This is a genomic window from Microcoleus sp. D2_18a_B4 (genome assembly GCF_036702475.1).
Taxonomy (GTDB): domain Bacteria; phylum Cyanobacteriota; class Cyanobacteriia; order Cyanobacteriales; family Microcoleaceae; genus Microcoleus.
Genome location: NZ_JAUBTL010000005.1, coordinates 46,140 through 58,702 on the forward strand (window position 1 = coordinate 46,140; position 12,563 = coordinate 58,702).

Sequence of the window (12,563 nt, forward strand, 5' to 3'; positions counted from 1 at the left end):
TCAGTTGACTGTTGTCAGTGGGCAGTGGGCAGTGGGCAGTGGGCAGTGGGCAGTCAACAGTCAGCAGTCAGCAGTCAACATCCAACAGCCAAATTACCAACCCAGAGCCGAATAAAACTCGCTGCCGGCCACTTGATCTCCTGCTGCTTCTGATGTTGCATCCGAGTCTGGTTGCACCCGAATTTCGGTACAAAAAGTCGATGTGCTGAAACCGCCAAAGCGTTTTACGGTACTCGTCCGCATCCGCACGTTCGGATTAGCAAACCAGAAACGCTCGATCGAACTCATCGTCTCGTATTCGGTAATCAGCAGCAGCCCATCCTCATCATCCATCTCAAAACGGCCAGCCACCGGCACAATTTCCGCATAGCCCCGTTCCCGCAACATCAACCCCTGCCGGGGATTATCAGGATCGGGGACGATCGCGAACACGGTAGACCCTTTATGATTCTCATCATCCTTATCCCACGCCATAGAGCCGTGCCAAGTCACAAAAGCCCCCCCAGCAGCCCGGCTCGGATCGACTTCGTGCATCTTGCAAATATCGGCCACTCGCGCGTCATCCGCACCCAGGGCCGTTACCTGAATATTTGAATCCCCAATCTCCGCTTGGCGGAAAGCGAGGTGGTGAGTGCTGCGCTGAGAACGCCATTCCCCAGCACTGCTTTGAAAAAACTCCATTGCATCCATACGAACTAGCTCCTTTGGCTTAGGCTTCCCTGTCTTTACGCCTTTTTATGATAAGGCTCCCCCCACTTTGATGTACTTTTGCGACACAAATTAGTTTCAAAATGTCTACTTTGGACATATTGTCAAGGGAATGTTATGATAGTTTACAATGTAGGAGACACAACAAATCCTGCGAAACGTCATTCCGATCAATTTCGCATTAATCTCAGCAAACTGGAGGAGCGATTTATGGATATGCCTACAACCAGCCTCAGCATGGAACAGCAGTTCAAACTTCAAGTGCTGCGCGAAGAAGTCAAAAGGTTAAGCCAAGACCAAGCTCAGGAATACTTGCTCGAAGTTATGCGGCAAAGTATGGTTAAAGAAAACCTGTTCAAGCATTGGATGAAGAATATTTGACACTCCCCGCGCTGAAGCTGCGGGGATTCTTAAGACCATAATTTAAGTCTTAAAGGCGCTGACAAAGCACCCCTACCGATTCCGCTTAGATCGAGTCCAAGCATTATCGCTACTTTTCTACCAATGTTCCCACAACCATTGCAATCTGCATTAATCAACCAACCTTGAGCTGTTCTGTACAAACCACGCTTAACTCGTTTGCCAGTTGGAAGCCACCCTTCGGGTTTTTCGCCGAATGTAGGTAGCGAATCATTATCAACAAACGACGCTTTGGATGAATAAGATTCTTCCGTTTCCACAAATTTCAATCCGTACTGCTCACAAAGTTGAGCAATTCTATCTTTTAATCGGCCCGTAGGGATTTGCACAAACTTTTGATTAGTTGTGTTTCCCATATTGGCAGATTTTTTTTGTCCCTTATTCCAGCCGCATACAATCGTTCCTATCCGATTTTTTAAGCTGTGGTTTATTACCTTCCTTGCTGCCTTATTGACGGCATCTCGCATTTGGCGGTTACGTTTCTCTGTTAAGCAGGCAAGTCTTTTAGACCAGAATTCATTGGCTTTTCCCTTCATCAGAAATGCCACCCGTTTGTTGTATCCCTGATTGAGCGATTTTAAATGCCTGCCATCAACAATAAAACTTGTACCGACATTGCTCACGCAAGTTAGCCAGTTATCTACGCCGTGGTCAATCATTAAGCACTTAGTCGGGTCTATATCTGCCTGTATTTGGTTTACTTTGTAGACCAATTCTAGGTAGAAACAGCCGTTACGAGGAAGAATGCGATACTCTCGAATCGACTTAAAATCAAGATTAGAGGGTATCGGTAAAAAGAACGCATCTAAGCCGAACCACGCTTTAACCTTGCTTCCAAGGGGGAATCTCAACATTCCATCTTTGAGTTTTACCGACCTACCTGTAAATGTCACAAGTGCCCTTCCGCCTTGACGATATTTTGGTAGTTTCGGGCGTTCCGTAATTACCCCACTTTTAAAAGCTCTTAGTAATCCCATAAATGACTTAAAAGACTCTGCTACGCCCGTCAATATTTGTTGGGCAGTATCAGAGTAGAACGCTTGATAGTGTCGGTTCCGATTTTCAGTCCCCAAAACTTTGTGCAACTGAGCACGGCTTGGGATTTTACCAGTTTTAAAGTATAGCTGGCGGCCATAGTAAGTTCCGCAATTAGAAAGCTTGGCAGCTTCGGAACACAGGTATTCAAGAATAGCTTGAACATCTGAATCAGCCCGAATTACATTTTGTTGACAGCCAAACATGAGTAGTCCTCTTTGTTGTAATATAATACAGCAAAACACCGGAAAAGAGCGTCATGAACCCCATGCCTAAAGGCAGGGGCTTGTAGACTGTCCGACTAACGCAAGCGGGATACAAGCCAGAACACGACCAGCCTCAGACGCAACGAGCGTCTACGTTTTCAAGGTCACGATACCTACAAATGCGTCGCTAGTTTGTAGCCCTATCGTTGGTTGTTAAACATCTGTAATGGGTTAAGGAAGTGCAGCCAACATGACAAGCCTTGAAAACATTGGCGAAGCGAACGTTACGAGCAATCAGAGGAGACGCAACAATGTCTAACTTTGTTTTTGTAATGTGCGATTCGTTTAACCTAAAATAAGTTGAAACGCTTATGGGACGGTTAGCCCAGTTGATAAGACTGGTGATAACTGATTACATTTGGAGGTGAACCGCCGTGCGGTAAATCCTTCCCCTCAAGTGCAGAGGTGAAAGCATAACCCCTAGTTAGATGGGTAGCAACCATTAAGCTAAAGCGGGGTTAAAAGGCAGAACTACTAGAAGCCAAATCCGGTAACTGTCGAGCAAGAGTCCATGCGTAGCGAAAGCAAAGATACGTCTGAACCACCGTTAACGAAAATGGTGTAACTGGCTGAAACAAGGCATAAACCCGTTGAAAAATACGGTAAAAGCTAATTAACACCAAGCCAAAAGGCAAGGATAGGGCATAAGCGGTTAGACGATCGACTTATAAGCACCGCTCAGAAACCCGGTGGAAAGTATCACGCTAAAGACTCAATCAAATATGTAATCGGAACGAAGTAACCCCTAATTATCTCTGGTCAGGTCGATAACCAGTAAGTAGCTAACGAATGATGGCTGGGGGAGGGATTGTATCAAAAGCGAATGCCTCACTGTAATGGTGTGGATATGCTGACAGATACACGGTAATTCCAAACGGAATAGAACAAGTAGCAATGAATATATCTAAAACGCTGAACAATCAGACGGTGGAGTGGAAAGACATCAACTGGCGAAAGCTAGACCGGGTGACTTTTAAGTTGCAAAAACGCATATTCCAAGCGAGTGAACGTGGTGATGTTAAAGCAGTTCGCAAACTTCAGAAGACCCTGATTAGGTCTTGGTCTGCAAAGTGTATTGCGGTACGTAGGGTGACACAAGATAACCAAGGTAAAAATACGGCTGGTGTGGATGGCGTTAAATCGCTAAATCCAAAGCAACGTACTAACCTGGTTGATAAGTTAAAGTTGGAAGGCAAGGCAAAACCCACTCGTAGGGTTAATATTCCCAAACCCGGAACAACCGAAACTAGACCATTAGGAATACCTACAATAAACGACCGCGCTTTGCAAGCGTTAGTCAAGCTAGCGTTAGAGCCGGAATGGGAGGCAAAGTTTGAGCCAAACTCTTACGGTTTTCGACCAGGGGTGCGATTCGTTGGGTAGAAACTAGCCCTGAAATGGGTAGAGGATTACCCGCAAGTAACATAAGAACCTTGACAATTTGATAGTCATGTGGGTGAGAGAAAAGTATCCTAGAACCGCTCAAGTCCCACCCTCCAGGTGCAGGAGTGAAAGCACACAGATCGCAGTTCTGAACTGTGTCCCCCAGGGTAGCGACTAGCCATCAATCCTTGAAGCGGGGGTGAAAGGTGTCCATGCTGGAAGCCTAATCTGGCAATCACCAAGCAAGAGTTCATGAGTAGGCATACGAAGGTACGTTTAACCATCGTCAGGAATAACCAGCGGAATCAGGCTTACACGCTGGGAGTCCCAAACAGGGCAAGGATAATGGGGAGTTGGCAATTCCTGGTTGACCAACAAGCACTTCCTCCAAACCCGGTGGAGAGTACCGCTCTAAAAACTCTATCAATGGCTATCAGAAACGAAGTAACCTCTCGTAAGCTCTCAGTCAGGTTGATGACTGAGTAGGTGCTAACCGGATGCTGCGAGTAGGAAAGATTGAGTCAAAAGCCAAAGCCTGAAGTAATGTTCAGGATATGCAGACAGACTCACGATGTTTTGGAAGATAGAGACTCAAGTAAGGAGTATAAATGTCTAAAACGAGTTTAAAGACTACGGTGGAATGGCGCTCGATTAACTGGCGCAAGCTAGAGCGGCGAGTTTACAAGCTCCAAAAGAGAATCTATCAAGCCTCTCAACGTGGTGATGTAAAGGCATTACGCAGACTCCAAAAGACGTTGATGAATTCTTGGTCAGCAAGAGCATTATCGGTTCGTAGAGTTACCCAAGATAACACTGGCAAAAAAACAGCAGGAGTGGATGGAATTAAATCCCTATCCCCAGCAGCTCGTTTGAAGTTAGTAAACAATTTAAAACTTGGTTCTAAGGTCAGCCCGACCCGGAGAGTATGGATTCCAAAACCGGGAACGGAAGAGAAGCGACCTCTAGGTATACCTACAATGAAAGACCGAGCCTTGCAAGCGCTCGTCAAGATGGCACTAGAGCCTGAATGGGAAGCGCGATTTGAACCCAATAGTTATGGATTCAGAGCCGGAAAGTCATGTCATGATGCAATCGAAGCAATATTCAACGAGATTAGGTATAAAGCCAAATACGTGCTAGATGCCGACATCTCCAAGTGTTTCGACAAAATCGACCATGTAGCACTGCTAAATAAACTTAATACATTCCCCACCATCCGCCGTCAAATACGAGCCTGGTTAAAAGCGGGAGTGATGGACAATATGCAGCACTACGAGACATCTGAGGGTACTCCACAGGGTGGGGTCATCTCCCCACTACTAGCAAATATTGCCCTCCACGGGATGGAACATCGGATTAAGCAAGCTTTCCCCAGAAGGACAATAGTCAAGAAAGGGAAATACTCTGGTTATCAATCAGGAGCAACATTAATCAGGTATGCAGATGACTTCGTGATTCTCCACGAAGACATAACCGTTGTCCAAAGATGCCGAGAGATAATCTCGGAATGGTTAAAAGACATAGGCTTGGAATTGAAGCCTAGTAAAACCAGATTGACACATACCCTCTCAGAAATAGAGGGGGAGAAACCAGGGTTCGACTTCCTTGGTTTCAATATACGTCAGTTTCCCAAAGGAAAACACCAATCAGGTAAAAACACTCAAGGGGAAAAACTAGGATTCAAAACCATCATCACCCCAAGCCAAAACAAGATTAAGGTACATTATGACCTCATCGCAAGAGTTATTGACGCCCAAAAGTCAGCACCGCAAGCGGCGCTAATCAAACGAATAAACCCCATAATACGGGGATGGGCAAACTACTATGCGACTGTAGTAAGTAAGGAAGCTTACGCAGAATTAGACGACCTGGTGTATCGAAAACTTGTAGCTTGGGCAACCCACCGCCACCCAAAGAAATCAAAGTCATGGGTGTCAAAGAAATATTGGCAATCTATTGGCGGGGACAACTGGGTATTCGCAACCAGGAAAGAGGGTACAAGCCCACTTCGGTTACTTGACCATGCCCACACTCCAATAGTGCGTCATGTGAAAGTTAAAGGCGAATCGTCACCATACGACGCGAACCTAGTTTACTGGAGTACAAGAAGGGGTAACAACCCAGAAATGCCAATTAGGGTATCAAAACTCTTGAAAAGGCAAAAAGGGAAGTGCGCCCACTGCGGATTGTTTTTCCGTGAAGACGATGTGATGGAAATTGACCATAAAATCCCTAAATCGCAAGGTGGAAAGGATTCATACGATAATTGGCAACTCCTTCACAGACATTGCCACGACACAAAGACAGCCAATGATGGCAGTCTGGGCAACCAATCTGGCTGTAATAGTGCCAAGCCTAAGCCCTCCAAAAAGCTCGAAAGAGTTGAGGATAAATGGGTAATGAGGTATGCGTGACAAGCACCAAGTCATCGAGGAGCCGTGTGAGGTGAAAGTCTCACGCACGGTTTTGAAGACCAGCGGGACTGGTGACAGTCTCGCTGAGTTTAATCGCTCATGTCACGATGCGATAGGAGCAATATATCTCAGTATCAGACAAAAAGCCAAATATGTGCTTGACGCTGATATTGCCAAATGCTTTGATCGTATAGACCACAAAGCGTTACTATCCAAAATACACACATACCCCACTCTAAGCCGCCAATTAAAGACGTGGCTAAAAGCAGGGTACTGTGTAGGAAACGAATTATTCCCTACTAACGAAGGTACACCACAAGGCGGGGTAATTTCTCCCCTACTTGCGAACATTGCCTTACACGGTATGGAAGAAAGAGTAAAGCAGTACGCGGAAACACTAAAAGGACAAAAAGCGATCAATCGCCCAGCCCTCAGCCTAATCCGTTACGCTGATGACTTCGTGATTATCCATGAGGATTTGAACGTGGTTAAGAAATGCCAGGAGATAATCGCAGAATGGTTAAGTGACATGGGATTAGAGTTAAAACCAAGTAAAACAAAATTAACCCACACCCTCATTGAGATTGATGGCAATGTTGGGTTTAAGTTCTTAGGTTTCCATGTACAACAACACAAAGCAGGGGCATACAGATGTGCCATCGGTTCAAATGGAACACTACTAGGTTTTAATACATTAATCACCCCCTCAAAAGCCAAGGTAAAAACCCATCTAGCCAAGATTGCCGAAATAATAGATACCCATAAAACCGCCCCTCAAGCTGCCCTAATTAGCAAGCTGAATCCAATCATTAGGGGATGGTCAAACTATTATTCGACAGTTGTAAGCAAGGAAACCTTCTCAAAGGTTGACCAGTTAGTTTACGATAAATTAAGAGCTTGGGCAAGAGCGAGGGGAAAAGGGAACATCAATAAGGATAAATACTGGCGAACAGTAGGCGACCGCAATTGGTGTTTTAGTACCGAGAACGGAATAGAACTAACACAGCACTCAGATACGCCAATCGTAAGACATATCAAAATAAAGGGTGTTGCTAGTCCGTTTGATGGAAACTGGACTTATTGGAGCAAGCGTAGAGGTGAATACCCAGAAACTCCTAACCGGGTTGCATTCTTAATCAAGCGTCAAAAGGGTATTTGTTCTCACTGTGGTTTGTATTTTACCAGTACAGACATTGTAGAAGTTGACCATATTAAGCCAACATCATTAGGTGGAAAGGATACCTACGATAACCTACAACTTCTGCATAAACACTGCCACAACACAAAGACAGCAACAGACGGGTCAATGCGCTCTAAAGGAAGTGTTAAAACCTGATAGTTGGTCTTAAATCGTACCTATAACAAAGGTGGAATTATCAAGGAGCGGAATGATGCGAAAGTATCACGTTCCGTTCTGAAGGAGAGGTAGGAGTGGTAACACTCCTATCGACTCTAACTGATACCAATCGCAAACCGCTATCACCCTGTAAACCAGGAATGGCAAGGTCATTGCTGAAAGCTGGAAAAGCAGCGGTATTTCTCCGCTATCCGTTTACGATTGTTTTGAAAAAAGCAGTTGAGACGAATCATGAACCGCTAGAACTGAAATTAGATCCGGGATCGAAAGTCACGGGGGTTGCAATCAAACAGGACAACAAGATTATCTTCGGAGCCGAACTGCAACACCGGGGCCAGCAAATTAAAGATGCACTTCTCTCTCGCCGTCAACTTAGGCGAGGAAGACGCAATCGCAAAACTCGATACCGTAAGGCGCGATTCCTCAATCGCACTCGCCCCGATGGTTGGCTCGCTCCATCGGGGCAACACCGAGTCGAAACAATACTTACATGGGTTCGCAAATTGATTCGACTCGCTCCCGTTGCCAGCATTGTTCAAGAGTTAGTGCGGTTTGATTCTCAACTCATGCAAAACCCTGAAATCTCAGGCGTTATGTATCAGCATGGAGAATTGCAGGGTTACGAAGTCCGGCAGTATCTCTTGGAAAAATGGCATCGGCAGTGCGCTTATTGCTCGGCTGAAAATGTACCTTTTGAGGTTGAGCACATTCAGCCCAAGTCAAGAGGTGGCTCTGACAGGGTTTCCAATTTGACACTGGCTTGTCACGATTGCAATCAAAAGAAAGGCAATCAGGATGTTCGAGCATTCCTGGCCGCTAAACCCGACCTGTTAAACCGCATCCTCAAACAAGCAAAGCTACCACTCAAAGATGCAGCAGCGGTCAACTCAACCCGATGGGCATTATTTAATGCACTTAAAGAAACGGGATTGCCCGTCACTACTGGCACGGGCGGACAAACTAAGTTCAATCGCCATCGGTTAGGGTTGGCTAAATCGCACTGGCTTGATGCTGCGTGTGTGGGCAGCGTTGACACGCTCAAAGTATTGACTTCAAAGCCTTTGTTGATTGTGGCAAAAGGTCAGGGGACACGACAGATGTGCGGCACAAACCCGTACGGATTTCCCATTCGGCACAAGTCCAGAGTGCAAATTCACAAAGGGTTTCAGACTGGCGATATTGTCAGCGCAACCGTTACCGCAGGGAAGAAAGTCGGCTCTTATACAGGGCGGCTTCTATGCCGTGCTTCAGGCAGTTTTGATATTGTAACGAAGGCTGGGAGAGTAACAGGTATTAGCCACAAGTATTGCAAAGCAATCCACAAAAAAGATGGCTATAGCTATGGGTTTTAAAAATATTTCAAGGCGACTGAAGTCGCTGCCGCTTTCCTCCCCATGTCTAAAGCCAGGGGCTTCTCGCTCGTTTTTCGGTGAACAAACGTTGAGATTTTTTAGATGCAGGAATCTAAATTTGCACTCGTTGAAGATGGCTGTAAATCTGTAGGTAGAACTAAAACTGATGTATTTATAGTCAATCAGGAGCCTCAAGGTTAAGGAAAAGCCGTCCTGAAAGGACGGGGCTTCAGCCCTCCGCTACGCTCCGCCCAGTTTTTTGGTGAAATCTTCGAGCATTTCTTCACAAAAATCAGCGGCTTGTATCTGCAAAAAGTGCGATCGACTCACATCTTGCACCATTGTCAAGAACAGGCTTTTCGGCCTGTTCCACAAAGAGTGAATTTTCTTGTGGAACAGGCCGAAAAGCCTGTTCCTAAAAAGCTTATTGAGAATGGTGCAACATCTCCGATCGAGCTATTAAACATAAAACCCAGAATCCCGCCTTCTCCAAGAAAGCGGGATTCTAAATTCAGAAAAGTTTTACGAGGTTTTTTTTGTCGCTAGCATACTCAGCAAATTAAATGTTTTTAGTCTCCTAGATAGGGACTTCGTTTTTGTAGCGACAGGCTTCAACCTGTCGCGGAATCAACCAAAACGACCACTGACATAATCTAAAGTAGACTCTTCCTTCGGAGTTTGGAAAATTACCTCAGTCTTGTCACACTCCACAAGATAGCCAAACCGCTTCCCATCGTCAGAAAGTTTAGCATTGAAAAAAGCAGTCAGGTCAGAAACCCGAGAAGCCTGCTGCATATTGTGAGTAACGATCACAATCGTATACTTCTCCTTGAGTTCCCGCATCAACTCCTCAATCTTAATCGTAGAAATCGGGTCAAGAGAAGCGCAAGGTTCATCCATTAACACTACATCAGGATTAATCGCGATCGCCCTAGCAATACACAAACGCTGCTGCTGGCCACCGGAAAGAGAAAAACCGCTTTGCTTCAACTTATCCTTCACCTCATCCCACAAATAAGCTTGGCTGAGCGATTTTTCCACCAGCTCATCCATATCTCCCTTATAATTGTTCACCCTCGCACCGTAAGCAATATTGTCATAAATCGACTTCGGGAAAGGATTCGGTTTTTGAAACACCATGCCAATCTTGCGGCGCACCGCCACAGCATCAATATCAGGATCGTAAAGATTTTGACCGTGGTAATCAATTCTACCCTCTAAACGAAAACCGCTAACTAAATCGTTGAGGCGGTTAAAACATCGCAGAATTGTACTTTTACCGCAGCCAGACGGCCCAATCAACGCAGTAATGCGATTTTTAGGAATCTCCATAGAAACATTTTTAACCGCGTGAAAAGCGCCGTAAAAAATATTGATATTTTCTGTCCGTAAAACTGTTTCCGTTTGCTTGTCTAAATCCATCATCATACAGATAATACTCCAATCGAATTTTACAAATTACCGCTGAACAACGATCTCAATTCCGGTAGATTGCTTATAATATCTTGGCCGGGGCGGCTTTACTGGAACTCGGGTTTGTATTGAATATCTTGGCGAACCCGCCCCTACAATAATTATATTTATTTAACCGGAAATGATATGACAACTGACAACTGACAACTGACAACTGTCAACTGACTAATACACTTTTTTGTGAGTAGCCCAGCGAGAAAGAATACTCGTCAATAAAACCATAATAACCAAAATCAAAGATGCCGCCCAGGCCAATTCTTTCTGTGCCTTAAAAGGAACCGTTGCAAAGTTGTACACCAAAACCGAAAGACTCGGAGTTGGCTTATCAAATCCTGCCGGCCAAAAAGGCGAATTCAGCGCCGTAAAAATCAAAGGAGCAGTTTCTCCAGCAGCGCGAGCAATTGCCAGCGTCACACCCGTTAAAATAGCCGGAATTGCCGCAGGCAAAACCACCTGCAACACCGTTTGATAATTAGAAGCACCCACACCAACCGACGCCCATCTAATATCTTGCGGGACGATTTGTAGAGCTTCGTCAGTAGTCCGCACAATCGTCGGCAACATCAGCACGGCCAGCGCCGCGCCCCCTGCAATTGCCGAAAAACCTCCCATATTTACCACGAACAAACCGTAGGCAAATACCCCTGCAATAATCGAAGGAACGCCGCTGAGGACATTAGTAGCAAAGCGTACCCAGCGAGCTACTTGGCCGCTGCTGAATTCCGACAAATAAACGGCGGCCAATACGCCAAAAGGAACAGCAATTAAAGAAGCAATTCCCACCGTCATCAATGTACCGAGAATTGCATTAGCAATACCGCCTCCCGATAGTCCGGGCGGGGGTGGCAGCTTGGTAAACAAGTCTAAATTCAGGCGATTGAAACCTTGTACGGTGACGTAGGAAAGAACTGCAAACAAAGGCAGCAGAGTGATGGCCAGACTAGCTCCAGCCAATACAGTCATCCCCAGACTAAACAGCGCTTGCGGGCTGTTTTTAACCTTCTTTAAACTGCCTGTTTTTGATACCAAAGGATTCTCATCGGAGACGCTATTTGACATAAACTAAAAATATGTAGGAAATGGCGGCAAACTTCTAGTTGTACTTCGCTCTTACTTGAGAAACAATCCACTCTGCCAAAATATTAACAATCAGTGTCATAATAAACAGAATTAGCCCAGTGTACATCAGAGCTGCTACTTGCAACCCGGAGGCTTCCGCAAACTGATTTGCCATCAGAGAAGCAATAGTATTTGCCGGAGCTAGCACAGAAAGACTTAACTGATTAGAATTGCCAATTAACAGAGTCGCAGCCATTGTTTCTCCCATCGCGCGACCGAGCCCAAGCATAATTCCGCCGACAATGCCGGAAAAAGCCGCCGGTACGAGTACCCTAAAAATCGTTGTCCACCGAGTAGCCCCTAAACCTAGAGATGCTTGTCGCAAATCGGGCGGGAGACTTGCCAAAGAGTCGCGGGAGATAGCAGTAATAATGGGCAAAGTCATGATTCCCAAAATTACTCCTGCTGGTAACATTCCCGGCCCAACTGGCGAGGTGCTAAAAATCGGCAGCCATCCGAAAGTGCCGTTGAGAAACTTGCCGAGAGTGGTAATCAGGGGAATCAATACAGCAATTCCCCACAAACCGTAGACTACGCTGGGAATGGCAGCTAAAAGTTCTACTAAAAAAACCAAAGCTGTGCGGACTGGCAGCGGCAAAAAATCTTCACTCAAGAAGATGGCAGTCCCTACTCCTAATGGTACAGCAATTAGGAGCGCGATCGCCGAACTGACGATCGTCCCGTAAATCATCGGCAGCGCACCGTACTCTTCTTTAACCGGATTCCAGCTACTGCCAAACAGAAAGCCCAAACCGTACTCTTGAATCGCCGGTAAAGCCCTGTAACCAACGGTGAGGGCGATTACCAGCAAAATTACACCAACTCCTATTCCCAAAATCCGCGTCAGCCAGATAAAGCCTTGATCTAAGGATTTTTCTGCCCCAGAGCGCGATCGGCTCTGTGATGGAGCGCTGTTATTATCTGAAATCATAGAAAAAAAAACCAAATATATAGTAGCGGAAAATAGCCTGTTTCGGAAAAAGCTAGAAGGAAGCAGAAAGAAAGACGATAAATAAAATCAAAGAGGGGCGGGTTT

Annotated in this window: 9 protein-coding genes and 1 pseudogene; 5 read left to right on the top strand and 5 right to left on the bottom strand. The window is 45.6% G+C overall.

Translation table 11 applies throughout. From position 1 onward, the window contains the following. Positions 1 to 93 precede the first annotated feature (93 nt). Positions 94 to 690, bottom strand: a complete 597-nt coding sequence (locus QUB04_RS04340; protein WP_333281507.1) for a phycobiliprotein lyase — start codon at positions 688 to 690, stop codon at positions 94 to 96. 135 nt (positions 691 to 825) lie between these two features. On the opposite strand from QUB04_RS04340, the gene QUB04_RS32475 reads away from it, so the two are divergent. Further along, positions 826 to 1,089, top strand: a complete 264-nt coding sequence (locus tag QUB04_RS32475; protein ID WP_445301031.1) for an NblA/ycf18 family protein — start codon at positions 826 to 828, stop codon at positions 1,087 to 1,089. 29 nt (positions 1,090 to 1,118) lie between these two features. On the opposite strand, the gene QUB04_RS04350 is transcribed toward QUB04_RS32475, so the two are convergent. Next, the gene (locus tag QUB04_RS04350) at positions 1,119 to 2,369 is read right to left on the bottom strand and encodes a transposase (protein ID WP_333281510.1); all 1,251 of its coding nucleotides are present in this window, start codon (positions 2,367 to 2,369) and stop codon (positions 1,119 to 1,121) included. Between the two features lie 954 nt (positions 2,370 to 3,323). Between QUB04_RS04350 and QUB04_RS04355 the strand changes: the two are divergent. The 4 genes and pseudogenes from QUB04_RS04355 to iscB form a co-directional block, all read left to right on the top strand. Next, positions 3,324 to 3,794: pseudogene (locus tag QUB04_RS04355) on the top strand (reverse transcriptase N-terminal domain-containing protein); the annotation flags it as partial. Between the two features lie 626 nt (positions 3,795 to 4,420). Then, positions 4,421 to 6,226, top strand: a complete 1,806-nt coding sequence (gene ltrA, locus QUB04_RS04360) for a group II intron reverse transcriptase/maturase (RefSeq protein ID WP_333281514.1) — start codon at positions 4,421 to 4,423, stop codon at positions 6,224 to 6,226. After that, positions 6,219 to 7,562 (top strand): reverse transcriptase domain-containing protein, encoded by a 1,344-nt coding sequence (locus QUB04_RS04365; RefSeq protein WP_333281517.1) that lies wholly within the window; start codon positions 6,219 to 6,221, stop codon positions 7,560 to 7,562. The genes ltrA and QUB04_RS04365 overlap by 8 nt, the downstream gene beginning before the upstream one ends. Positions 7,563 to 7,657: 95 nt before the next feature. Continuing rightward, positions 7,658 to 8,935 carry an RNA-guided endonuclease IscB gene (gene iscB, locus QUB04_RS04370; RefSeq protein ID WP_333281520.1) on the top strand — a complete coding sequence of 426 codons (1,278 nt, stop codon included), beginning with the start codon at positions 7,658 to 7,660 and terminating at the stop codon, positions 8,933 to 8,935. A gap of 627 nt (positions 8,936 to 9,562) precedes the next feature. On the opposite strand, the gene pstB is transcribed toward iscB, so the two are convergent. From pstB to pstC, 3 genes are all read right to left on the bottom strand, one after another. Continuing rightward, positions 9,563 to 10,363 (bottom strand): phosphate ABC transporter ATP-binding protein PstB, encoded by an 801-nt coding sequence (gene pstB / locus QUB04_RS04375; RefSeq protein ID WP_333281523.1) that lies wholly within the window; start codon positions 10,361 to 10,363, stop codon positions 9,563 to 9,565. Positions 10,364 to 10,573: 210 nt separating this feature from the next. Further along, positions 10,574 to 11,467: a phosphate ABC transporter permease PstA gene (pstA, locus tag QUB04_RS04380; RefSeq protein ID WP_333107069.1), complete on the bottom strand. Its 894-nt coding sequence runs from the start codon at positions 11,465 to 11,467 to the stop codon at positions 10,574 to 10,576. A 34-nt stretch (positions 11,468 to 11,501) separates the two neighbouring features. Beyond that, positions 11,502 to 12,458 (bottom strand): phosphate ABC transporter permease subunit PstC, encoded by a 957-nt coding sequence (pstC, locus tag QUB04_RS04385; RefSeq protein WP_333139487.1) that lies wholly within the window; start codon positions 12,456 to 12,458, stop codon positions 11,502 to 11,504. Positions 12,459 to 12,563 lie beyond the last annotated feature (105 nt).

Coding starts and splice junctions, on each gene's coding strand:
- pstA (WP_333107069.1), bottom strand. CDS start 11,467: ATGTCAAATAGCGTCTCCGATGAGAATCCTTTGGTATCAAAAACAGGC.
- pstB (WP_333281523.1), bottom strand. CDS start 10,363: ATGATGATGGATTTAGACAAGCAAACGGAAACAGTTTTACGGACAGAA.
- QUB04_RS04365 (WP_333281517.1), top strand. CDS start 6,219: ATGCGTGACAAGCACCAAGTCATCGAGGAGCCGTGTGAGGTGAAAGTC.
- ltrA (WP_333281514.1), top strand. CDS start 4,421: ATGTCTAAAACGAGTTTAAAGACTACGGTGGAATGGCGCTCGATTAAC.
- QUB04_RS04340 (WP_333281507.1), bottom strand. CDS start 690: ATGGATGCAATGGAGTTTTTTCAAAGCAGTGCTGGGGAATGGCGTTCT.
- QUB04_RS04350 (WP_333281510.1), bottom strand. CDS start 2,369: ATGTTTGGCTGTCAACAAAATGTAATTCGGGCTGATTCAGATGTTCAA.
- QUB04_RS32475 (WP_445301031.1), top strand. CDS start 826: ATGATAGTTTACAATGTAGGAGACACAACAAATCCTGCGAAACGTCAT.
- pstC (WP_333139487.1), bottom strand. CDS start 12,458: ATGATTTCAGATAATAACAGCGCTCCATCACAGAGCCGATCGCGCTCT.